Source organism: Lutibacter aestuarii (assembly GCF_042676885.1).
Classification (GTDB): domain Bacteria; phylum Bacteroidota; class Bacteroidia; order Flavobacteriales; family Flavobacteriaceae; genus Lutibacter; species Lutibacter aestuarii.
Window position 1 is genome coordinate 1 of sequence record NZ_JBHTIC010000016.1, and the last position, 22,493, is coordinate 22,493.

The following is a 22,493-nucleotide window of genomic DNA, read 5'->3' on the forward strand; positions in this document are numbered from 1 at the left end:
TTAGCACCAGTAGTATAAAACCAGCCTCTCCAGAACCAATCTAAATCCATAGCAGAAGCATCTTCCATAGATCTAAAGAAATCAGCAGGAGTTGGGTGTTTAAACTTCCATCTGTTGGCATAGGTTTTAAAAGCATGGTCAAATAATTCTGGTCCCATAATAGTTTGTCTTAAAATAAATAAACCAGCCGCGGGTTTGGCATAGGCATTAGCTCCAAAATTGAATACATTATCTCCTTGTGACATAATAGGCGATAGTCTACTTTGATCTCCAGACATATAGCGTGTAATATCTTTTGCCTTTTTATCCATTGGGAATAATTCTGGATCGTAGTTGTATTCAGCCAAAATTTCTACAAATGAATTAATTCCTTCATCCATCCAAGTCCATTGACGTTCATCGGAGTTTACAATCATAGGGAAATAATTATGTCCAACTTCATGAGTAATTACACCAATCATTCCTTTTTTAGTTCTGTCAGAATATTTACCATCTTCATTAGGTCTTCCTCCATTCCAACAAATCATAGGGTATTCCATTCCTTGACGTTGTGCATTAATTGAAGTAGCATGTGGGTATGGATAATCAAAAGTGTGTTTCGAATATACTTCTAAAGTATTTGCAACTGCTCTAGTTGAATGTTCTTCCCATAGGGGATTTCCTTCATTTGGATATAAAGAATATGCCATAACCTTTTGATTTCCTAATTGAACTGCCATAGCATCCCAAATAAATTTACGCGATGAAGCAAAAGCAAAATCACGCACATTTTCAGCATAAATTTTCCAAGTTTTTGTTTGTTTAGATTTTCCTTTTTCGGCTTTTTTGGCTTCCTCAGGTGTTACAATAAATATTGGGTTATTATAGGTGTTTTGTGCTGTTTGGTATCTTTTATATTGCTCTTTGGTAAATACTTCTTTAGGGTTTTGAATTACTCCAGTAGCGTTTAAAATATGATCTTTTGGAGTTGTAATAGTAACGTCATAATTTCCAAACTCTAATGCAAATTCACTTCTTCCCCAAAACTGTAAATTTTGCCATCCTTCCACATTATTATAAACGGCTAAACGTGGAAAGAATTGAGCAATCACATATAAATTATTTCCATCAGGAAAAGCTTCATAACCAGAACGCCCTCTGTCAACCATATAATTGTTAATATTGTACCACCATTTTATATTAAAAACAAATGTTTCACCTGAAGCTAAAGGTTGAGGTAAATCCACTCGCATCATGGTTTTGTTAATCATATAATTAATATCATTCCCATTGGTATCTTTAATAAATTCAATATTAAACCCTCCTTGAAATGGTTTTCCCATAAACATTTTGGTAAATTTTGCAGGATTGTATAATACATCGGGACCACCACCACTTATATCTGGTGTTTCAGAATCTGGAGCTCTCATATTTTGATCTAGTTGAACCCATAAATAATCTAAAATATCTTTTGAATTATTATGATAAGTAATGGTTTCGTTCCCCAAAAGTTTATTATTTTCTTCATCTAAAACAATATTCATTTTATAATCAACCTGCTGTTGTGTATACTCGTAACCTGGTGCACCAGATGCTGTATGCTGCTTATTTGGAGTTGGTAATTCTTCATGAAGCTGTTTAAATTTACTAATGTTGTAGTGAGCTTGTTGTTTTTCTAACTCTTGTTCTGTTTCTTGACCAAAAAATGGGGTACAAACAAACATTGCAATACATGCAATTAGTCCTATTTTTTTCATTTAATTTGAATTAGTTATTAAATATCTAAAATAATTATTTTTAATAAGAATGATAATTGTTTGTTAAAACTTTAACAAACAATTATCATTTTTTTTATCTAAATAAAATGTTTTATGCTTTTTATATGCATATATTTTAATAATATTCTGTTGATCTTTAAAATCTTTTAATAAACAAGTATTGGTAACTTCAATAGTTTGTAATTTTTCGATGTTTGAAATTTCTAAATAAAACCGAACAACATCGTCATCATATTCTTTGCCAATAAAAGTGTACTTTTCTAGTTTATTATTAATGTTAATATTTAAATGATTGTTTAAATATTCTTCAAAGTATTTATCCAGGTTTGGTAATTCATCTTTAGTAGCTATCTTAAAATTGGTATTGTGAGTTTTATTTAATGTGGTTTCTATGTCATCTATAAATAACCCAAGGGTAATTTGTACAGCTTTTTGATCTTCAACATAATCTATTTCGCATAAACTAACATAATATTTATGTAGAGTAAATGAAAAAAGCGGAATAATAAGAAAAAAAAGTAAATATTTTGAAAATTTCATTTTGAGTATTTTAATTGCGAATAAACAAAAACCTTTGCATAAAACAATAAGTTGGTTTTAAAATTTATGCTATTTTTTAAGTTGATGAAATAGTATACTTTGTTTTACCAGAAAGTTTTTGACAATAAATTCATCACTATCATATAATTCATTTAAACCCTTTCCTACACAAAAATCTAAGAATAAATGGATTTGATCTTTAGGGATTTTTAACCATTCTGTAAAAAAATCTGCACCATAAGAATTTTTAATAGTTTGTTGGAAATTACTTTTTAAAAATTCAATTTGTGCTAATTTTTGTTTTTCTTTTTTTCTTTTAATTCTACTTTTTTGGGTGAGATTTTTAAATATTGCTACAAAATTTATACCTGTTTTGGTACTAATTGGATTGGTAAAATTTTCAGCATTTGGGGGTTTGGCAGCCGTGTTGTTATCGTTATTATAAATTGTACCTAGAACTACAGAAGCCTTGCTCCAATCAATTTGAGGTATTTTTCTTAGCTCTATTTCATCCAATTCATTTAAATCAGATTCTAAATGCACAATTATTTTTTTTGAAGTTATATGTGTTGCTGTAATTTTTACAATTCTATTTTTATATACTATAGAAGAAAAAAGCAAAGAGTCACCAATTTTTACAGGTATTTTAAATACTCCTTTTGAATCACTGGAGGTACCAAGGTTTGTAGTTTTGTTGATGATATTTATATCTTGTAGAGGAATAGCGTCATATTTTACAACTCCTTTAATTTCAATACGGTTATTTTGTGAATAAACAGTTCTTAAAAATAAGAATGAAATACATATAAAAAAATATAGTCTAATGTTCAATTTTATGATAGGTTTTACTTTCATTTGTTAAAATTTTTATAACCTCTATTATTTTTTTGTCATAATATTTTTTTATAATATCTCTAGATTCACAGTAGCTTATAAAATGGTAAATTTTATCTTTAGGTATTTGTAAATCATTGGTAAAAAAATCAATTCCAAATTCTTTAATTATTTTATCAGGAAAACTTGTTTTTCGGGCTAAGCTTTTCTTTAATTTTTGTTCTGCTATATATTGAAAATCTGGGATGGAAGCTGATGCGCCAACACCTCCTAAATATAGTGGATTAGTAAATGCTTCTGCATTGGGAGGTTTTGAAAAATTAATAGAGTAATCTTCTTTTATTTTAAAAATATCACTTTTGTTAAAAATAAAATTATGTTTAGGAATGGTATCTTTTGGAGTGTTTTTAATATCTACATCTAAATTTCCAGATAAACCATGTAAAAAAACTTCGTCTAAAATATTTACAATGGGTTTTAGTTCTATTTTTAAAAAGTTTGATGCAATATGTTTTTTAGTAATCTTAATTTTAACAGTTTCGTATTGAATAGATGAAATTAATAAAATATTCCCAATGGTTACCTTAATTTTAAAACTTCCATTTAAGTCGCTAACAGCACCATATTTATTACTTAAATTTATGATATGAACATCGCTAATGGGTTTGTGAGAACTCGCAATTACTCCAGTAATGGTAGTTGATTTTTCTTGAGCACTCAATTTCATAGCAAGAAAAACGAAAACAAGTAAGTTAGTTGGTTTAAGTTTCATTAAAACAAAGTACGCTAATGAAATCTTAAATTAGTATTAATACTTTTTTAAACTTATGTTAAAACAATGAAATTTAGTACATTTGAAAAAGCTTATTTTTTATGAAAAAATTACTGATAGCAAGCACTTCAACAGTTCACGGAAAAGCATATTTGGAATACATGTTACCTGAATTATCGGAACATTTTAAAGGGATTAACGAAATTTTGTTTATTCCTTATGCAAGACCAAGCGGTATTACTTATGATGAATATACAGAAAAAGCTAAAATAGGCTTTGGAAAAATAAATATTCGAATTAAAGGAATTCATGAGTTCAAAAATAATTTTGAAGCAGTTAATAATGCTAAAGGAATTTTTGTTGGAGGTGGAAACACTTTTTTATTGGTAAAACAGTTGTATGAGCATAAATTAATTTCTGTAATAAAAAATGTGGTAGAAAACGGGGTACCTTATTTTGGAACTAGTGCAGGGAGCAATATTACGGGTTTAACAATGCAAAACACTAATGATATGCCTATTGTTTATCCACCAAGTTTTAACACCTTTGGATTTATTAATTTTAACATTAACCCACATTATTTGGATCCTGACACGAATTCAACGCATATGGGTGAAACTAGAGAAACCAGAATTAATGAATATCATACCTTAAATACAACCCCGGTTTTAGGATTAAGAGAAGGAAGTTGGTTACAAGTTAATGGTTCTAAAGTTGTTTTAAAAGGGAAATTACATGCGAGATTGTTTGAGCAAAATAAACCTGCTAAAGAATTACCACCTGAAACTGATTTAAGTTATTTAAAATAATTGTCTTTCTATTGTTGTAAAAAATCTTTAACGAGTAAACCATCAGGTGAATTTTTTACTTCATCAGAAAGAATTTTAAAACTTTCTTTTACTCTTAAAGTATCAATATCACTTGCTTTTATTTGATCTCGTAATACCATTGCAGCTATAAATGAGTTTTTATTATTTTCAATAAATTTGAAACTATAATTGGTAAATTCATTTTCAATTTTTTTCATATCATTTCCTATTGCTGTTAATTTTTCAGCATCATTTTCAAGTCGAGCTTTTTGAAAGTGTGGAAATAAGTAACTGATTTTTTTAAAAATATTTTTAGAAGCTTGTTTGTATTCGTTCAATTTTAGATTAAGTTCTGAGCCCGTTATTATCGGATCTTGAATTTCATTAGCATTTATAACAATTTTAAATGTCGAATTTTCAATAACTAAAACAACTACAGCTGCATTTTTGTTAAATGTTAATGCAAAACGTTCAGGGACATTAACTACGCCTTTAAATGTAAAATTATTTTTAAAAACTGCTGATGAGTCAATTTTATAAATTGAATTTTCAATTATTTTATTTAAATATATAGTGTCTGCATCAAAATTTTGAATTTCTCCTTGTAAAACAAAACCATTATTTTTAGAAGTAATGTTTTCTTTTGATTTAGAATTGTTTGAATTGCAGCTAAAAAATAAAAAACTGGCTAAGTATATCAGTAAATACTTTTTCATTGCAATATTATATTTGTTAATTAATAATTAACATAGTCAACAATCTCAAGTCCGTAACCTGTCATTCCTATACGCTTAGTAATAGAAGTAGCATTAGATAATACACGTAGTTTTGAAATTTCTAAATCATGTAAAATTTGAGCTCCAATACCAAAATCTTTATCATCTGGTTTAATTTGAGGGACTTTATTTTCAACTTCTTTTTGCGCTTCTCTTAATAATGATAGACGGTTTATCAAGTTAAAAGATTGATTTTCTTGACTAATAAATACCGCAGCACCTTTTCCTTCATCTTTCATCATTTTAAATATTTTAGAGAACTTATGGTCAGGTTTTGCAGTAAGAACTCTAAGAATATCATTATTAATTAAAGAAGAATTTACACGAACTAGAACAGGTTCATCTTCTTCCCATGAACCAGTTGTTAATGCAATATGTACTTGGTTGTTGGTAGTTTGTTTATAAGCTCTTAAACGGAATTCTCCAAATCTAGTTTGCATATTGAAATCTTCAATTTTATCAATTAAAGAATCATATTTCATCCTATAGGCAACTAAATCTTCAATAGAAATTATTTTTAAATCAAATTTCTTTGCAACTTTCATTAATTGAGGCAAACGAGCCATAGTACCATCTTCATTTAAGATTTCAACTAGTATTCCAGCCGGTTTAAAGCCTGCTAGCCTAGCTAAATCTATAGATGCTTCAGTATGTCCTGTTCTTCTTAAAACCCCTCCTTCTTTGGCTCTTAGTGGAAAAATGTGCCCAGGTCTTCCAAAGTCTTCAGGTGTTGTTTTTTTAGAAGTAAGAGCTTTGATGGTTTTAGCTCTGTCATGTACTGAAATTCCAGTTGTACAACCATCTCCTATTAGATCAATAGAGACTGTAAATTGAGTGTTATGTAAAACGGTATTTTTATTAACCATTAAAGGTAAATCCAATTCATCACAACGTTTTTCTGTTAAAGGAGCACAAATTAAACCTCTTCCATGTTGCGCCATAAAATTAATCATTTCAGGTGTTACACATTCTGCTGCTGCAATAAAATCGCCTTCATTTTCTCTATCTTCATCATCTACAACAATAATCATTTTGCCGTTTTTGATGTCCTCAATTGCTTCTTGAATTGAATTTAACTTTATTTTGTTGGTTGAAGTTTCCATGTATTAATCGGTTGTTTTTTTTGTAAATTTTTTAAAGAATTTAAGAATATTTTCAAATACAGCATCTATGTTAAAAATTCCCATACCTTTTGCTGCTCTTTTGGTAAGTAATATACCAAAAGGCAATAATATTAATGTTGAAAGCCAGCTACCTAATGTTGCAGAAATAGCACTTTCTTCTGCTAAATTTTTTCCTAATTGTGATATGAAAAAGTAAATCACAAAAATAGTGATAGCCATAATCATTGGTAATCCAAAGCCTCCTTTTCTAATGATTGAACCTAAAGGAGCGCCTATAAAAAATAAGACCAAACATGCTAAAGCAAACGATATTCTATAGCTAAATTCATAATCGTATAAATTGAGGATTTTTCTTCGGTCTTTAAAGTTTTTTTTCTGAGATGTGTTTCTATCCAAAGAACGTTTCAATGTTTGAAGTGAAGTTTCTAAAACAATGCTTTTATTTTTTAAATCAAAATTATCTAAAATGATTGGTTTTAAGTTTTTATTAATCAAAGAATCAGGGTGTTGGTATAACTCATCAGCATTAATGATGGAAAAAAAGTTTTTTGCTTGTGTATTAATGTATTCATCATATGCTATTTTTTTTTCTTTGGAAATAGAATCTAGCTGTTTAACACTAAGCATTCCGTGATGTTCTTTAACTTTTTCGTCATCCAAATTATCATCATCATTAAAAGAAGAAATATCAATGTTTATAGTGTAGGTTTTAAATGAAGCATTTGAAGCGGGCATTTTAGCTCTTTCCTTAGTGCGCATTACTTTTTTAATATGATCTTCATAATAATACCCATTTTCTAGGGTAAGTGTCATGTATTTACTACCTTCTTCAGTTGATATAGTTCCTTTTTCAGCTGTAATGGTTTTTATTTTACCTTTTCCAGCACTTAAATCAGCTATTTGAACATTTTTCAATAAGTTTTCTTCTTCGCCATATTTTTCATCAAACTTGATACTAAAATTAGGAATTTCGGTATTAAAAGCTCCAGGAACCAACGCTAAAGCTGGCTTTTTCTTCTTCATGTTTAAGTATAAATTCTTTTGCTTTAAGGTAGCCCAAGGGTAAATATTATTTAGAAAAATAAAGTTTAAAGCACTTAAAAATAATGTTAAAAATATTAGGGGTCTAATAACTCTACTTAATGAAATACCTGCTGATTTCATAGCAGCAAATTCATAATTTTCAGATAAATTACCCAAAGCCATGATTGACGATAATAAAATACCTATAGGTAGAGCAGTTGGAGTTAAAATAAGTGCTAAATATCCCAAAAATTTGAGTATAAAAAAGATATCAATTCCTTTACCAGCAATTTCATCAAATGCTAACCACAAGGCTTGCATAACCAAAACAAAAAGAACCACCAAAAATGTGGCTAAAAAAGGTTCTAAAAAACTTTTTAAAATATATTTATCAAATAATTTCAACTCAATTAATTTGGTTCAGAGATGGTATAATGTTTTTGATCTCTGTATTTCGCTTTGTCAAAGATAAAAAGCTTTTCTGAAATAGTTTGATTTGTTTTAAAAGTTCTTACTTCAAGTGTAGTGATTGTGTTATTTTCTCCAGTTTCGATAATATTGTAAATATGTTTGGTTTTAATGTCTATACCAACCATAACATTCTTAATTTCAGAGTTAGTATCAATTGGAGTTAATTTTACATATTGAATTTTTACACCTTTTAGGGTCTTTAAATCACTCATTTCATAAGTATATCCATTTTTATAAAATGAAAACATTTTTGAAGGTGTTAAGGTTTTTTCTCCGTTTTTTAAAGGCTTTTGTATGATAACTTCTTCATCTTCATGGATGATTAAATATACTTTTTGTCCATCAAAAATTTGTTCAGTTCCCATGTAATTTAAATTGTATAAATCGCCTTTTAAAGTAACATTTCCTCTGGTTTCTTGATGTACATCAGCATCAGAATTATCAAATTTGTGATCAAATTCTATATAAATACTTTTGTAAGCTTCTACTTTTTGAGCAACTTCATCTAATAATTTTTTTGCTTTTTCAGAATTTTGACTCACAGCTGTAAAACTAATTACAAAACTTACTATTATTAAAACTATTTTTTTCATTCTATCCTATAATTCTTTAAACTGTTATTTAGGTTCATTATCTAATAATTGGTTTAATGCCATTTCATCTGGTATTAAAACCTGTCTTGCTTTACTTCCTTCAAAAGGACCAACAATTCCGGCAGCTTCTAACTGGTCAATTAACCTGCCTGCTCTGTTGTATCCTAATTTTAGTTTTCGTTGTAATAATGAAGCAGATCCTTGTTGTGCATGCACTATTACCAAAGCTGCATCTCTAAATAATGCATCTCTTTCGCTGATATCTATATCAATACTTGTGCCAATTTCTTCACCACTATATTCTGGTAACATATAGGCATCTGGATAGGCTCTTTGTGAACCAATAAAATCGGTTATTTTTTCAACTTCAGGAGTATCAACAAATGCGCATTGCAATCTAATTAAATCGTTACCAGCCGAAAATAACATATCTCCTTTACCAATAAGTTGATCAGCCCCTGGACCATCTAAAATGGTTCTAGAATCTATTTTGGAAGTTACTCTAAAAGCTGCTCTAGCTGGGAAATTTGCTTTAATAATACCAGTTATCACATTTACCGAAGGTCTTTGTGTAGCAACTATTAAATGAATTCCAATAGCACGAGCTAATTGTGCTAAACGTGCAATTGGTGTTTCAACTTCTTTACCAGCTGTCATTATTAAATCAGCAAATTCATCAATAACTAAAACAATATATGGTAAAAACTTATGACCATTTTCTGGATTTAATTTACGAGCTTTAAATTTTGCATTGTATTCTTTAATGTTACGCACCATAGCAGATTTTAACAAATCGTAACGAGCATCCATTTCAATACATAATGAATTTAGAGTGTTAATAACCTTTGTAGTGTCTGTAATAATGGCTTCATCCGTATCAGGTAATTTGGCCAAATAATGTCGCTCAATATGATTGAATAATGTTAACTCAACCTTTTTAGGATCTACCAATACAAATTTTACTTCGGCAGGATGCTTTTTGTATAAAAGTGAGGTTAATACAGCGTTTAATCCAACCGATTTTCCTTGACCTGTAGCACCAGCCATAAGTAGGTGAGGCATTTTGGCTAAGTCAATTACAAAAGTTTCATTAGAAATTGTTTTTCCCAAGGCAATAGGTAATTCCATTTCAGAGTTTTGAAATTTTGTAGAGGAAATTACTGATTTCATAGAAACCATAGTTGGTTTTTTATTGGGAACCTCAATTCCAATAGTTCCTTTACCAGGTATTGGAGCAATAATTCTAATTCCCATAGCTGAAAGCGATAGGGCTATATCATCTTCTAAATTTTTAATTTTAGATATTCGTATACCAGCTTCTGGAACAATTTCGTATAAAGTTACGGTTGGTCCTACAGTAGCTTTTATTCTATCAATACCTATATTGTAATTATTTAAGGTTTCAACAATTCTATTTTTATTAGCCTCTAACTCTTCTTGATCTACAGAGATACTTTCATTATAGTCTCTCAATAAATTTAAAGTTGGGTATTTATAATTTCCAAGTTCTAGTGTTGGGTCAAATTCACCATAATCTTTTACTAATTTATCAGATAAATTTTCAGTAACATGATTTTCTTCTAAAATAGTGTCAACATCAATTTCAATAGCTTCTTTTGTTTCTTCTGTTTTGTTTTTTTGCTGAATATCTAATTCATTTTTAAGTGAATTATTATTTTTTGTTAATCTTATTTCTGGTTTATCTAAAGAAAGCTCTAAGGAAGAAGTAACGTCATTTTTATCTATTGAATTTAAAGTTGTTTCTTCTTTGATTTCAAAATTTTCAGCGTCAAAATTTTTGATTTCTTTTTTCGAAGGAAAACTACTTTTTACCTTTTCAGGAGTTAATTTAAAACGGATAACTAAATATGAAATCAGTAGAAATAAAAGAACTAGTATTAATCCGGTTTTTCCTAAAAATTGTTGTAAATAAATATTTAACTCATACCCAATAACTCCTGGAAATAAGGAGTTTTTATGTGCTAAAAACCCAAAAGAAATTGAAAACCAAAGTATTCCTAAAATACCCCAACCCCAAGCATTTTTTATTTTTTTGAAAGTTCCTTTTAAGAAAAAATGAAGTCCAGATAAAAATAATAATATTGGTAAGTAAGTGGCTGCCACTCCAAAACCGTTATAAATAAAGAAGTGACTTAAAGTTGCACCAATTTTACCTAATAAATTTTTTACAGTTATCTGTTTATCAGCAAAATTTGAAAGCTGACTTTGATCTTGTTGCCAATTAAAAAAATAGGAGATAAATGAGAAAAATAAAAAAATAGAAAATACCATTACAAACAAACCCAAAATGGTTTGAGTTTGCCTATTTCCAAAAAAAGATTTTAATTTTTGGAAACGTGGCTTTTTTGAAGTTTTTGTACTAGTTTTCTTTTTTGCCATTTAATTAATTATGTCACAAAAATATAAAATTAAAGTGATTGCAGTTAAAATCCTAAATAAATTTAGGAATGTAAATGATTAAACCAATTATTACGGCAAATATTGCAGCAAAAAAAGCAGCACCAGCAGAAATGTCTTTAATATGTCCGATTTTTTTATGATATTCAGGATGAATAAAATCTGAAATTTTTTCAATGGCTGTGTTTAAAGATTCTGCTACCAAAATAAGTCCAATTGCAAATATTTGGAACATCCATTCGGTAGCAGAAATATTCATTATAAAGCCAACAATGGTAATTAAAATACCAATTATAACTTGTGCTATTATACTTTTTTCAGAAGTAATTAAAATCCAAAATCCTTTGGCTGCGTATTTTACAGCTTTGATTCTATTTAAAAAAAAATTACTTTCTGAGTCCATGCTATTAAAGTGCTTTTAAAGCAGCTTCATAGTTAGGTTCATCAACAATTTCAGGAACTTGCTCTGTATAAGTAACAATACCTTCTTCGTCTAAAATTACTACAGCTCTAGAATGTAAATTAGCAAGCGGACCATCTTCAATAGTTAATCCATAAGATTTTCCAAATTTTCCTTTAGCAAAATCTGATAGTGTAATTACATTTTCTAGCCCTTCAGCACCACAAAAGCGAGCTTGAGCAAATGGTAAATCTCTTGAAATACAAAGTACTTTGGTATTTTCAAGTTTACTAGCTTCTTCATTAAATTTTCTAACGGAAGCTGCGCAAGTACCTGTATCTAAACTAGGGAAAATGTTTAAAATTACTTTAGAACCTTTAAAATCTTTCAATTTTGTTTTAGATAAATCAGATTTGATTAGCGAGAATTTTGGAGCTTTTTTACCAATTTTAGGTAACTTTCCAATGGTTTTAATAGGATTTCCTTTTAATGTTATTTTAGCCATAAGTATGTTTTTTAATTTTAAATATCAAAGTTAGTTTAAAAACCAAAAACTCCCGAATAAAATCGAGAGTTTTTAAATTTTATTTGAGATAATTAGTTTTTAGACAAATAATCAGCAATACCTTCATGGGTAGCTTTAAGTCCTTCTTTTTCTGAATTCCAGTTTGCTGGACAGGCTTCTCCATGTTCTTCAGTAAATTGTAACGCATCAACCATTCTAATGGCTTCGTCTACATTTCTTCCTAATGGTAAATCGTTTACAATTTGGTGACGAACAATTCCAGTTTTATCAATTAAAAATAAACCTCGGTAAGCAATTAATTCTCCATCAGCTTGTAATTGATCATTATCATCATAGTAATAATCACCAGCTAAAACATCGTAGTTTTTGGAAATAGTTTTATTAGTGTCAGCAACTAATGGATAAGTAACTCCTTGAATTCCTCCTTGGTCTTTAGGCATTTGTAACCATCCCCAATGAGATTGTTCAGTATCAGTTGATACAGCTACAACTTGTACATTTCTTTTTTCAAATTCTGCTAATTTTGCTTGAAAAGCGAATAATTCAGTTGGACATACGAAAGTAAAATCTTTTGGGTAAAAGAATAGTATAACATATTTTTTACCTTCAAATTGTTTTAATGAATAATTTTCAACAAATTCTCCGCCGTTTACTACAGCTTGAGCATTAAATTTAGGAGCCTTTTTTCCTACTAATACAGCCATTTTTTATCGTTTTTATATGGTTATTTATTTTCTTTTGCAAAGGTACAAATTTTAATAGTGTTATAAAATGAGTTTTCATTTATTGTAGTATCGATTTTGTAAGATTAGGTAATTTAAATCTTGTATCTTCGCATCTTGAAAAACAATCAAATTGAATCTTAAAAATTACACTTCAGAGTTTAAAAACAACATTAAATTAGCTACTCCAATTATGATGGGCTCTTTAGGGCATTTATTAGTTGGTTTAATTGATGATATAATGGTTGGTAGGCTAGGAGCAGTAGAGTTGGCGGCAACTTCATTAGGAAATAGTATATTTTTTATTACTCTTTCAATAGGGTTGGGTTTTTCATTTGCAATAACACCATTAATAGCTGAATCGGATGGTGAAGGAAATAAAGAAAAAGGACGAAGTATTTTTCAACATGGTATTATTTTAACATCAATAATTGGATTAGTAATGTTTGTTGGATTGTTATTTCTAAAACCAATCTTGTATCATTTAGATCAACCAGAAGAAGTGGTTGTTTTGGCAATTCCGTATTATGAAATTGTTGCCTTTTCGATGATTCCTTTAATGGTTTTTCAAGGGTTTAAGCAGTTTGCTGATGGTTTGTCTCAAACTAAATATGCCATGTGGGCTACTATTTTAACAAATATTGTGAATGTTGTTTTGAACTTTACTTTAATTTATGGTTTTTGGATTTTTCCTCGTTTAGAGCTGGTTGGAGCAGCTTTAGGAACTTTAATTTCAAGAACTGTAATGGTATTTTTCATTTATATAGTATTAGCTAAGAAAGATAAATTTGCCATTTATTTAAAAAGGTTAAAATTTGAAGAATTAAAAAAAGAACGTTTTTTAAGAATTATAAAATTAGGTTTTCCAACGGCTTTACAAATGCTTTTTGAAGTGGGTTTGTTTACAGCATCAGTATTATTAGCAGGAACATTAGGAGCTTTTCCACAGGCAGCAAATCAAATAGCCTTAAAGCTATCATCTTCAACATTTATGGTGGCAGTTGGAGTAGGTGTTGCGGCAACTATTAGAGTTGGAAACCAAAAAGGACTAAAAAATTATTTAGAGTTAAGGCGTATCGCTTTTTCAAACTTTTTAATGATATTTATCATCATGTTTACTTTTTCAATTGGATTTATAATTTTTAAAGATTTTTTACCTTTTATATTTACTGAAAATGTAGAAGTAATTGAAATAGCTTCAAGTTTATTAATTATAGCAGGGTTGTTTCAATTATCGGATGGTTTACAAGCTGTTATTTTAGGAGGCTTAAGAGGCTTACAAGATGTTAATGTACCTTCAGGAATTACATTTATAGCTTACTGGATTATAGGTTTTCCAATATGCTATTATTTGGGAACAATTGCTGGTTTTGGTACTTTTGGAATATGGATTGGACTTTTAGTAGCGCTAACTTCATCAGCTTTAATGCTTTTTTTCAGATTCAATTATTTAACTAATAAATTAATACAAGACAAAAATGAACTTACCTAAATTTTTAATGGGAGATAATACCGATTTTAATGAAGATATTTTTGTTATTCATACTGAATTTCCAAGGTTTGTCATCAATTTAGTTGATGATGAAATTGAATGGTTTGAAGACTTTCAAGGAGCTGATCAAGAAGAATTAGAAAATGAGGTTGCTTCTTTAATTGAGCAAGCGAGTGCTTTTTATGATAGAGAAATGGAGCGTTACCAAAACGATTAATAAAGTTATTATTTTTTAGCAGCTTCTACTAATTCTAATTTATTTAGTGTAGTTTTTGTTGTAAAAACTCCATAATTTATAAAAGCACTATTTTTTTCAATTTTATCAATAATACCACATGCATTGCTGTCTATAATGCGTACTTTGTCATTAATTTTAAAGATATAATTTGCTTTTTGTTTCGCAATTTTTTTGGTTTCTTTTTCTTTTATTTCACGTACCTTTTTTACTTCTACAAAAACTTCTTTCTCAATAGTTTTTAATTTTTCTTCAACTTTTTTCTTCTCAACCTTAACTTGTTTCTTTTGAGCTTTTGTTTTAGGTTTTGGCGGATTCTTTTTTAAATACTTTGTTTTTTCAATAGCAATCCATTTATTAAACTCAGTAGTTAAGGCTTTTTTATTGTTGGTTTGAAAATAGGTATTTACTAATTCGTTAATTTTTCTTCCATAGTATAACATTTTTTGGTTGCTGTCATAAAGTTCTTGAAAACTCTCTAATTTTTCTTGAATTTTTTGCTGCTTTTCAGTTAAATGATCTGTTTGTTCTATGGCTTTAGATTTTTCTTTTTCTAAAGTTTCAGAAGTTTTTTGAAGCTTATTTCTTTCTTTTTGAAGTTTAGATATGGTTTTATCTAATCTAATTTTCTCAACTTCAACACGTTTTTTAGCTTTGTTAATTAAACTAAATGGAATGCCATTTTTTTGAGCAACTTCAAAAGTAAATGAACTTCCAGCCTGACCTATAAATAGCTTAAAAAGTGGTTGTAGTGTTTTTTCATCGAATTGCATATTGGCATTTACCACATTATCTAATTCATTCGCCAAAACTTTTAGGTTTGCATAATGCGTAGTAATAATACCATAAGCGCCTTTAGCATAAAATTCTTCTAAAAATATTTCAGCTAAAGCTCCGCCAAGTTCTGGATCGCTTCCTGTACCAAACTCATCAATTAAAAATAAAGTACTGTTATTGCAACTTCTTAAAAAGTTACGCATATTTTTTAAACGGTAACTGTAGGTACTTAATTGATTTTCAATAGATTGATTATCTCCAATATCTGTTAGTACTTTGTCAAAAAAGTAAGTTGATGAGCGCTCATGTACTGGAATTAATAAGCCGCTTTGGAGCATTACTTGCAGTAAACCAATGGTTTTTAAAGTAATACTTTTACCACCAGCATTTGGTCCTGATATTACAATTATTTGTTGTTTTTGATTTAATTCAAGTGTTTGCGGAACAGTTTTAAGCTTTTGCTCGTTGTTTTTTAATAATAAAATTGGGTGATAAGCATCTCTTAAAAAAATCTTCTTTTCTGAAGTAATTTTGGGTAAACAAGCGCTTATTTTTTTTGCATACTTTGCTTTTGCTCCAATAACATCAAGGTTTGCTAAATAGGTTTGATAATCTACTAAATTAGTTGCATAAACTCTTATTTTATTAGTGAGTGCTTTTAAAATTCTTACAACTTCTTCGTGTTCATCAAATAATAAATTTTGTAATTCTCGTCTAAATTGTAAGGTTGCTTCTGGAGCAATAAATACAATACTACCCGTTTTAGAACTTCCTAACAAGCTTCCTTTAACTTTTCTTCTATGCATTGCTTGTACGGCCAATACTCGTTGATTTTCGATGACAGACTCTCTAATTTCATCTAGATAACCAGCATTGTTGTAGTAACTAAGAGCTTTGTTAAAACTAGCACCAATTTTAGACCTTACAGAATTAATATCGTTTCTAATTTGTTTTAAAAGTGGAGAGGCATTCTCATTTACTTCAGCAAATGGAGTGATTGTTTCTGTAATGTTTTCTGAAATGGATTTTTCAAGTAAAATTTCTTCTGTAAAATGAAAAAGATGAGGGTAAATATCTTTAAATTTTTTGAAAAACTTTTTTAATTCAAAAATGGTGTTAGCGGTATTTAATATTTTTAAAAACGAAGCGGGTTCGAGATAGCTGTTTTCAATATTTAGTAAATGAATTTCTTTTTGAATATCATCAAAATAATGACTAGGGATTCTATTGTCATTTTCAAAAGATGATAAATACTCATTTACTTTTTGTAATTCTGAAAGTAGTTTTTCTTTACTTTTAAAAGGTTTTATTTGTAATACGGCATTTTTCCCTAAATCAGAAATACAAAGTTCACTTACTGTTTTTAAGATGGTAAAAAATTCTAAATCAATTAAAGTTTTTTCCGAAATATTACTCATACAAATTACTACTTTTTAAAACTGCCACAAAAATAGGAATATAATTTACATAAAATATAGTATTAGCACGAATATAGAATGTTATGCAATTTGTAAAAAAATCTATTAGTTTTGTGAAAAATAAAAAGAAATATTGTAATGAATGTGAAAATTGAAGAAAGTTGGAAAGAAGTTATTCAACCTGAATTTGAGAAACCATATTTTAAAGAACTTACAAATTTTGTAAAAGAAGAATATGCTATAACTAGCTGTTACCCTAAAGGAAATAAAATTTTTGAAGCCTTTAATTTATGTACATTTAACGATTTAAAAGTTGTAATTATTGGGCAAGATCCATATCACGGAATAAATCAGGCACATGGTTTGTGTTTTTCAGTTAATGATGGAGTAGCTCATCCACCTTCTTTAATTAATATTTTTAAAGAAATTGAAACCGATTTACTAATTCCATATCCCAAAAGTGGTAATTTAGAGCGCTGGGCTAAGCAAGGGGTTCTTTTATTAAATGCTACTTTAACAGTTAGAGCGCACCAAGCTGGTTCGCATCAAAAAAAAGGCTGGGAACAATTTACAGATGCTGTAATTTCATTAATTTCAGAAAAAAAAGAAAATGTTGTGTTTTTACTTTGGGGAAGTTTTGCTAAAAAGAAAGGTTTAAAAATTGATGCTACCAAGCATTGTATTTTAACAAGTGGTCATCCTTCACCTTTAAGTGCTAATAGAGGGTATTGGTTTGGGAATAAACATTTTAGCAAAAGTAATAATTATTTGAAAAACAAAGGTTTAAGTGAAATTAATTGGTGATGAATATCATACATTATTAATAAAAATAACTGTAGCTTTATTGAATAAAATTTAAATTAAAAACAACAGGCAAATAATGAAAAATCGAATCAAATTTTTAGCAGTAATATTTAGTGTATTATTATTTTTTAGTTGTAAAGAAAAGAGTGATTATTCTAAAATTAATACAAATACCAGTCTATCAAAAGCTACAACACATAAAATTACAATTACTGAATATAAAGATGCTGGAACTTATGCTTATGTATATGTTGATGAATCAGGTAAAAAGTATTGGATGGCAATACCAAATGTTAAAGTAACAATTGGTGAAACCTATTATTATGATGGCGGTATGATGATGAAAGATTTTGAGAGCAAACAATTGAATAAAACCTTTGAAGAAATTCTTTTTGTTGAAGGAATTAGAACAACTGAAGGTCCTGTTATTAAAGAACAAATGGCACCTCATAATCATGCTACTACCGAAGAAAAAGCAATTACTGATGTTAAAATTGAAAAAGCTAAAAATGGAGTTTCAATAGAAGAGCTGTTTTCTAAAAAAGAAACATTTTCAGGAAAAGAAATTATTGTAAAAGGAAAAGTTGTTAAAGTTAATAACGGTATTTTAAATAAAAATTGGGTACATATTATTGATGGCACTCAATTTGAAAATAAAAAAGATTTGACCATAACGACTACTGAATTAGTTAATGTTGGTGATGTTGTAACCTTTAAAGGAACTATTATTTTAGATAAAGATTTTGGACAAGGTTATGTTTATGATATTTTACTTGAAGAAGGAAACCTAATAAAATAAAAAAAGCGCTTTAAGCGCTTTTTTTATTAACTAACTCAAATTTTTATAAAATGAAAACAAAGCTTACCACTTCTTTGTTTCAAATTATATTAACCAATACTTGTGCCAAAAATAAAGTAGTATTGTTAATTAAAAGTTAAAGTAAGTTGTATAAATTATCATTATACCAAATGTCTTTGAGCTTTATATGAAGAGCGGACTAAAGCTCCACTTTCAACGTATTTAAATCCCATTTTCTCACCAATTTCTTTGTATTTGGCAAATTGTTCTGGAGTAATAAACTCTTTTACTGGCAAGTGTTTTTTACTAGGTTGTAAGTATTGACCAATGGTTAAAATATCAACTTTTGCGTTGGCTAAATCTTGAATTGTTTCAATTACTTCAGCTTCAGTTTCACCTAAACCAAGCATAATACCAGATTTTGTTCTACGTTGCCCTTGATCTTTCATATATTTTAAAACTTCTAAACTTCTATCATATTTTGCTTGTATACGTACTTCTCGAGTTAAACGTCTAACAGTTTCTAAATTATGAGAGATTACTTCTGGTGCTACTGCTAAAATTCTATCAATATTAGTTTTATTTCCTTGAAAATCTGGAATTAAAGTTTCTAAAGTTGTAGTTGGATTTGCCCTTCTAATAGCATTAATAGTTTCTGCCCAAATTATTGAACCACCATCTTTAATATCGTCTCTGTCTACAGAAGTTATTACTGCATGTTTAATGTTCATTAATTTAATAGAACGAGCTACTTTTTCAGGTTCTTCCCAATCTACTGTTTCGGGTCTTCCAGTTTTTACACCACAAAAACCACAAGAGCGTGTGCAAATATTCCCTAAAATCATAAAGGTAGCAGTTCCTTCTGTCCAGCATTCTCCCATATTTGGACAGCTACCACTTGTGCAAATTGTGTTTAGCTTGTATTTGTCAACAACGTTTCTTAACTCAGTATATTTTTTACCTACAGGTAATTTAACGCGTAGCCATTTTGGCTTTTGTATTTTGGTTTCAGGTGTGATGGTATCTTCAGTCATTTTATTCTAATAATTGACTGCAAAAATACAAAGAATTTATAAACTAAATAAATACCAAATGCTAAACCCTATTAAAAATATAATTCCAAACCAGCTTAAAACTTTTAATGGAGTAGAGGGTCTCCATTCTTTTGGAGTGTATTTTCCAGATATTAAAAGATAATTGATGATGGCAAAAAATGGAGCGGTTAAAAAGGATAGGATTGTTGCTATTTTGATTAAAGTTGCCATTTCAGACATAAAAAATAAAAGAATTATAATAGTACCAATTGCTAAAAATGAAATCCAAAACCAATACATATTTTTATAAGATTTATTAGTGAGTAAATCAAACGTTTTGGTCATTGCTCTTGGAGAAGCGTCAAGTGTGGTTATGGTTGTGCTAAACATAGTGGTAAAAGCTGCAGCAGCTATAAATATATACATTTCAGCTCCTAAGTTATTCGTATAAAGTGTGATTAATTGTTCTGAAAATTGTACTGCACTACCGCTAAAAGTTTCACCAGAATTAAACATTACTAAGGCACCTAATGAAACAAAACATGTCCCTAAAATTAAGGTGCCACTGAAACCAATGTTAAAATCAAATATTGCTTGCTTGGTATTAAAATTATAACTTTTGTCTTTTTGTTTTTCTATTGCCCAAAGAGATTGCCATATTGAAACATCTAATGGGGCAGGCATCCAACCTAAAAAAGCAATTAAAAAGCTTACTTCAACCGTTCCATTAGGAATTATTTGCGAAAAGTTTTGGATAGTTTCTGAATTTAAAAAAGCCATTAAAAGTGCTATAATAGTACTTAAGGTTAAAGTAATAATAATAAGCTTCATCAATTTATCAAGCAATTGATATTTTCCTACTATTAATAATATAAAACATATTGAAGTAATAATAATACTCCATAGTACAGGGTTTGAGGTGATTCCAAATAAATTTGCGGCTAAGCCAGCTGTTACAATGGTTACAGCTGCTTGTATGGTAAACATAGTTGCTAAATTTAAAATGAAATAGGTTAATAAAACTCCTTTCCCTAATTTTTTGTAGCCATCTAATAAACTTTCACCAGTTGCTGTTGCATAACGAGGTCCAAATTGAAAAAATGGATATTTTACTAAATGAATTAAAACCAAAGCCCAGATTAATCCAAAACCAAAGTCGGCTCCAGCTCTAGTTGATTGTACTAAATGAGAAACTCCGATAGCTGCACCTGCAAATAATAAACCAGGACCTAATTTTTTAATTCCATGTAATAAAGATGATTTCAATTTTTTGAAGCGTTAGTGATAATTTCTGCAAGTAATTTTTTTGCCCTAAGTAATTTTACTTTAATATTACTCATAGGTTCATTTAATTTATCAGCCATTTCTTTATAACTCATTTCTCTAAAATATCTTAAGTTAATAATTTCTTGATAATGTGGTTTAAGTTGTTTTAAATAATGAAGAAGTTGAGCTAAATTTTGTTCAATTATTAATTGATCTTCTGCTGAAGGAGACTCATCAAAAATTTTGTATGCTTCAGATTCTTTTTTGTTTATTGATATAGTATCTGTGCGTTGTTTTCGTAAATGGTCTAAGAAAATATTTTTTGAAATAGAAATTAGCCAAGTTTTAAAATTATAACGTTCGTTATAAAGGTGAATTTTATCAAAGGCTTTTGAAAAAGTTTTGATAGTAATATCTTCTGCTTCATCTTCATTATCGGTTTTAGATAATTGAAACCTAAAAATATCACTCCAATAAGTATTAAGCAATGTGTTAAAAGCTTTTTGATCTTTTTTTCTAGCTTTTTCAATTAAATCGGCAATATCCTGATTTTTTTTTACCAATGTGAGGGTTTTGAAATAAGATTTTTTATAAAGATAAACATTTGTAGCGATATCAAAAATATTTCATAGAAAGGTATGAGAGTAATTAAATCTTTTTCATTGAAATTTTTAGCAGAAAACCCTATCACTAAATATTGAATACAAATTCTAACTAGTATTAGAGGTAAAACTATTTCCCATCTATAAAGAAAAGAAATAAGAACAATGCTAAATAGCCAAAAGCTAATTTGAGTGCTATAAAATAAGCCTAACATAAATTTATGAAATGGCTTGTAAAAAGACGCAGTAGATACATGTCTTCTTTTTTGTTGAACCCATTCTTTAAAAGTAGTTTTTGGTGTTGATATTGTAAAACTTTTAGGAGAGCTATTAAAAGTAGTATTATTTTTTGTAGCTACTTGATTGACAAATAAGTCGTCGTCTCCAGATTTTATTTTCATATGATTTACAAAACCATTGTTCTCAAAAAATAAAGATTTTGTATAGGCTAAGTTTCTCCCAACACCCATATATGGTGAGCCAATTTTTGAGTACGAAAAATATTGGATAGCGGTTAATAAAGTTTCAAAACGTATAAGTTTGTTTAACACAGATTTTGAAACTTTTTTATAAGCTCCATAGCCTAAAATTAATTGTTTTTCAGAATTAAAAAATTGTGACATTTCTGTAATCCAATGAGTTGAATTTGGATAACAATCAGCATCTGAAAATAATAGATGGTCAAAAGAAGCTGCTTTTATACCTAAGGTTAGTGCATATTTTTTACTTCCCCAAAACTGTTCATTAGCTTTAACATCAACAATTTTTATAGGAATAGTAGCTTTTTTTTTAAATTTTTCTAAGACTTCTAAAGTAGTGTCGGAAGAACTATCATTTATAAGTACTAATTCAAAAGTATGATAATTTTGATTTAAAAAATGAGGAAGGTTTTTAGTTAAATTTTCGGCCTCGTTTTTTGCACAAATTATAATTGAAATAGGTTTGGAAAAGTTGCTTTTGGTTGGTTTATTCTTGAAAAATGTAATAGTACCAAAAATGAAAAAGTAAAAAATAAATTGAATACAAAAAATTACTATAAAAGCAATAAATAAATATTCGAGCATCAATTATCTATTTTCACATTGGTCGGCTGTTTTTCCACAGTATCCACAAGGTTCTCCATTTTTGTTAAGGTGTGGATTTTGGCTAGCACAAGTACCAGCAAATTTACCATCTTTTTTTGCCCAAATTTTAATTGCAATTCCAGCAACTCCTATCCCTAACAAAGCAAGTGTAATTAAAAATAATTTCATCTGTATAGAATTTTTGTTTTTGTTTTCAGATGTAATTCACGTAGTATT

23 protein-coding genes are annotated in these 22,493 nt (G+C 28.7%); 5 read left to right on the forward strand and 18 right to left on the reverse strand.

Going from position 1 to position 22,493, the window contains the following annotated elements; all coding sequences use genetic code 11:
* The 4 genes from ACFQZW_RS11325 to ACFQZW_RS11340 all read right to left on the reverse strand — a co-directional run.
* On the reverse strand, positions 1-1,736 hold a 1,736-nt coding region (locus tag ACFQZW_RS11325), incomplete at its 3' end, for a M1 family metallopeptidase (protein ID WP_386783095.1).
* A 63-nt stretch (positions 1,737-1,799) separates the two neighbouring features.
* Complete coding sequence (locus tag ACFQZW_RS11330; RefSeq protein ID WP_298264169.1) at positions 1,800-2,297, reverse strand: DUF6702 family protein; 498 nt, start codon at positions 2,295-2,297, stop codon at positions 1,800-1,802.
* A gap of 69 nt (positions 2,298-2,366) precedes the next feature.
* Positions 2,367-3,152, reverse strand: a complete 786-nt coding sequence (locus ACFQZW_RS11335) for a carboxypeptidase-like regulatory domain-containing protein (protein ID WP_372802568.1) — start codon at positions 3,150-3,152, stop codon at positions 2,367-2,369.
* The gene (locus tag ACFQZW_RS11340) at positions 3,118-3,903 is read right to left on the reverse strand and encodes a carboxypeptidase-like regulatory domain-containing protein (RefSeq protein WP_386783098.1); all 786 of its coding nucleotides are present in this window, start codon (positions 3,901-3,903) and stop codon (positions 3,118-3,120) included. The genes ACFQZW_RS11335 and ACFQZW_RS11340 overlap by 35 nt, the downstream gene beginning before the upstream one ends.
* Positions 3,904-4,004: 101 nt before the next feature.
* Here ACFQZW_RS11340 and pepE point away from each other — a divergent pair, with 101 nt between their 5' ends.
* The gene (gene pepE / locus ACFQZW_RS11345; RefSeq protein WP_372802564.1) at positions 4,005-4,712 is read left to right on the forward strand and encodes a dipeptidase PepE; all 708 of its coding nucleotides are present in this window, start codon (positions 4,005-4,007) and stop codon (positions 4,710-4,712) included.
* Between the two features lie 8 nt (positions 4,713-4,720).
* Here pepE and ACFQZW_RS11350 read toward each other — a convergent pair whose 3' ends face one another.
* The 8 genes from ACFQZW_RS11350 to ACFQZW_RS11385 all read right to left on the reverse strand — a co-directional run bounded on the left by ACFQZW_RS11350 (position 4,721) and on the right by ACFQZW_RS11385 (position 12,747).
* Positions 4,721-5,428 (reverse strand): DUF4369 domain-containing protein, encoded by a 708-nt coding sequence (locus tag ACFQZW_RS11350; RefSeq protein WP_386783101.1) that lies wholly within the window; start codon positions 5,426-5,428, stop codon positions 4,721-4,723.
* 20 nt (positions 5,429-5,448) lie between these two features.
* Complete coding sequence (gene ribB, locus ACFQZW_RS11355; RefSeq protein ID WP_386783103.1) at positions 5,449-6,591, reverse strand: 3,4-dihydroxy-2-butanone-4-phosphate synthase; 1,143 nt, start codon at positions 6,589-6,591, stop codon at positions 5,449-5,451.
* Positions 6,592-6,594: 3 nt separating this feature from the next.
* Entirely contained in the window at positions 6,595-8,040 is a 1,446-nt protein-coding gene (locus ACFQZW_RS11360; protein ID WP_386783106.1) for an LptF/LptG family permease, read from the reverse strand.
* Between the two features lie 5 nt (positions 8,041-8,045).
* Positions 8,046-8,699 (reverse strand): LolA family protein, encoded by a 654-nt coding sequence (locus ACFQZW_RS11365; protein WP_298264181.1) that lies wholly within the window; start codon positions 8,697-8,699, stop codon positions 8,046-8,048.
* Positions 8,700-8,723: 24 nt separating this feature from the next.
* Positions 8,724-11,099: an FtsK/SpoIIIE family DNA translocase gene (locus ACFQZW_RS11370; RefSeq protein ID WP_386783109.1), complete on the reverse strand. Its 2,376-nt coding sequence runs from the start codon at positions 11,097-11,099 to the stop codon at positions 8,724-8,726.
* A gap of 52 nt (positions 11,100-11,151) precedes the next feature.
* The gene (locus tag ACFQZW_RS11375) at positions 11,152-11,520 is read right to left on the reverse strand and encodes a diacylglycerol kinase (RefSeq protein WP_298264185.1); all 369 of its coding nucleotides are present in this window, start codon (positions 11,518-11,520) and stop codon (positions 11,152-11,154) included.
* Between the two features lie 4 nt (positions 11,521-11,524).
* Positions 11,525-12,022, reverse strand: a complete 498-nt coding sequence (gene tpx / locus ACFQZW_RS11380) for a thiol peroxidase (RefSeq protein WP_298264186.1) — start codon at positions 12,020-12,022, stop codon at positions 11,525-11,527.
* A gap of 92 nt (positions 12,023-12,114) precedes the next feature.
* Positions 12,115-12,747, reverse strand: coding sequence for a peroxiredoxin (locus tag ACFQZW_RS11385; protein WP_298264188.1), 633 nt, complete (start codon positions 12,745-12,747; stop codon positions 12,115-12,117).
* Between the two features lie 151 nt (positions 12,748-12,898).
* On the opposite strand from ACFQZW_RS11385, the gene ACFQZW_RS11390 reads away from it, so the two are divergent.
* Together ACFQZW_RS11390 and ACFQZW_RS11395 are read left to right on the forward strand one after the other, a co-directional pair.
* Positions 12,899-14,257 (forward strand): MATE family efflux transporter, encoded by a 1,359-nt coding sequence (locus tag ACFQZW_RS11390; protein WP_298264190.1) that lies wholly within the window; start codon positions 12,899-12,901, stop codon positions 14,255-14,257.
* Positions 14,244-14,474 (forward strand): hypothetical protein, encoded by a 231-nt coding sequence (locus tag ACFQZW_RS11395; protein ID WP_386783114.1) that lies wholly within the window; start codon positions 14,244-14,246, stop codon positions 14,472-14,474. Before ACFQZW_RS11390 ends, ACFQZW_RS11395 begins: the two co-directional genes overlap by 14 nt.
* An 8-nt stretch (positions 14,475-14,482) precedes the next feature.
* Here ACFQZW_RS11395 and ACFQZW_RS11400 read toward each other — a convergent pair whose 3' ends face one another.
* On the reverse strand, positions 14,483-16,687 hold the full coding sequence (locus tag ACFQZW_RS11400) for an endonuclease MutS2 (protein ID WP_298264192.1): 2,205 nt from the start codon (positions 16,685-16,687) through the stop codon (positions 14,483-14,485).
* A 138-nt stretch (positions 16,688-16,825) separates the two neighbouring features.
* On the opposite strand from ACFQZW_RS11400, the gene ACFQZW_RS11405 reads away from it, so the two are divergent.
* Entirely contained in the window at positions 16,826-17,491 is a 666-nt protein-coding gene (locus tag ACFQZW_RS11405) for a uracil-DNA glycosylase (protein WP_372800660.1), read from the forward strand.
* A 76-nt stretch (positions 17,492-17,567) separates the two neighbouring features.
* Positions 17,568-18,290, forward strand: a complete 723-nt coding sequence (locus tag ACFQZW_RS11410) for a hypothetical protein (protein WP_386783117.1) — start codon at positions 17,568-17,570, stop codon at positions 18,288-18,290.
* Between the two features lie 161 nt (positions 18,291-18,451).
* Here ACFQZW_RS11410 and lipA read toward each other — a convergent pair whose 3' ends face one another.
* From lipA to ACFQZW_RS11435, 5 genes are read right to left on the reverse strand one after another with little or no spacing between them, the layout of a single operon-like run.
* Complete coding sequence (gene lipA, locus ACFQZW_RS11415; RefSeq protein ID WP_372800656.1) at positions 18,452-19,324, reverse strand: lipoyl synthase; 873 nt, start codon at positions 19,322-19,324, stop codon at positions 18,452-18,454.
* A 36-nt stretch (positions 19,325-19,360) separates the two neighbouring features.
* Entirely contained in the window at positions 19,361-20,590 is a 1,230-nt protein-coding gene (locus ACFQZW_RS11420; RefSeq protein ID WP_298264199.1) for an NRAMP family divalent metal transporter, read from the reverse strand.
* Positions 20,587-21,153 carry an RNA polymerase sigma factor gene (locus ACFQZW_RS11425; protein ID WP_298264200.1) on the reverse strand — a complete coding sequence of 189 codons (567 nt, stop codon included), beginning with the start codon at positions 21,151-21,153 and terminating at the stop codon, positions 20,587-20,589. The genes ACFQZW_RS11420 and ACFQZW_RS11425 overlap by 4 nt, the downstream gene beginning before the upstream one ends.
* Positions 21,147-22,256 (reverse strand): glycosyltransferase, encoded by a 1,110-nt coding sequence (locus ACFQZW_RS11430; RefSeq protein WP_298264202.1) that lies wholly within the window; start codon positions 22,254-22,256, stop codon positions 21,147-21,149. The genes ACFQZW_RS11425 and ACFQZW_RS11430 overlap by 7 nt, the downstream gene beginning before the upstream one ends.
* Before the next feature lie 3 nt (positions 22,257-22,259).
* Entirely contained in the window at positions 22,260-22,445 is a 186-nt protein-coding gene (locus ACFQZW_RS11435) for a membrane or secreted protein (protein WP_298264203.1), read from the reverse strand.
* Positions 22,446-22,493 lie beyond the last annotated feature (48 nt).

Bases quoted from the DNA above. Each gene is read 5' to 3' on its own strand.
- ACFQZW_RS11330 (WP_298264169.1), bottom strand. From the start codon at position 2,297: ATGAAATTTTCAAAATATTTACTTTTTTTTCTTATTATTCCGCTTTTT.
- ACFQZW_RS11335 (WP_372802568.1), bottom strand. From the start codon at position 3,152: ATGAAAGTAAAACCTATCATAAAATTGAACATTAGACTATATTTTTTT.
- ACFQZW_RS11340 (WP_386783098.1), bottom strand. From the start codon at position 3,903: ATGAAACTTAAACCAACTAACTTACTTGTTTTCGTTTTTCTTGCTATG.
- pepE (WP_372802564.1), top strand. From the start codon at position 4,005: ATGAAAAAATTACTGATAGCAAGCACTTCAACAGTTCACGGAAAAGCA.
- ACFQZW_RS11350 (WP_386783101.1), bottom strand. From the start codon at position 5,428: ATGAAAAAGTATTTACTGATATACTTAGCCAGTTTTTTATTTTTTAGC.
- ribB (WP_386783103.1), bottom strand. From the start codon at position 6,591: ATGGAAACTTCAACCAACAAAATAAAGTTAAATTCAATTCAAGAAGCA.
- ACFQZW_RS11365 (WP_298264181.1), bottom strand. From the start codon at position 8,699: ATGAAAAAAATAGTTTTAATAATAGTAAGTTTTGTAATTAGTTTTACA.
- ACFQZW_RS11370 (WP_386783109.1), bottom strand. From the start codon at position 11,099: ATGGCAAAAAAGAAAACTAGTACAAAAACTTCAAAAAAGCCACGTTTC.
- ACFQZW_RS11375 (WP_298264185.1), bottom strand. From the start codon at position 11,520: ATGGACTCAGAAAGTAATTTTTTTTTAAATAGAATCAAAGCTGTAAAA.
- tpx (WP_298264186.1), bottom strand. From the start codon at position 12,022: ATGGCTAAAATAACATTAAAAGGAAATCCTATTAAAACCATTGGAAAG.
- ACFQZW_RS11385 (WP_298264188.1), bottom strand. From the start codon at position 12,747: ATGGCTGTATTAGTAGGAAAAAAGGCTCCTAAATTTAATGCTCAAGCT.
- ACFQZW_RS11395 (WP_386783114.1), top strand. From the start codon at position 14,244: ATGAACTTACCTAAATTTTTAATGGGAGATAATACCGATTTTAATGAA.
- ACFQZW_RS11400 (WP_298264192.1), bottom strand. From the start codon at position 16,687: ATGAGTAATATTTCGGAAAAAACTTTAATTGATTTAGAATTTTTTACC.
- ACFQZW_RS11405 (WP_372800660.1), top strand. From the start codon at position 16,826: ATGAATGTGAAAATTGAAGAAAGTTGGAAAGAAGTTATTCAACCTGAA.
- ACFQZW_RS11410 (WP_386783117.1), top strand. From the start codon at position 17,568: ATGAAAAATCGAATCAAATTTTTAGCAGTAATATTTAGTGTATTATTA.
- lipA (WP_372800656.1), bottom strand. From the start codon at position 19,324: ATGACTGAAGATACCATCACACCTGAAACCAAAATACAAAAGCCAAAA.
- ACFQZW_RS11430 (WP_298264202.1), bottom strand. From the start codon at position 22,256: ATGCTCGAATATTTATTTATTGCTTTTATAGTAATTTTTTGTATTCAA.
- ACFQZW_RS11435 (WP_298264203.1), bottom strand. From the start codon at position 22,445: ATGAAATTATTTTTAATTACACTTGCTTTGTTAGGGATAGGAGTTGCT.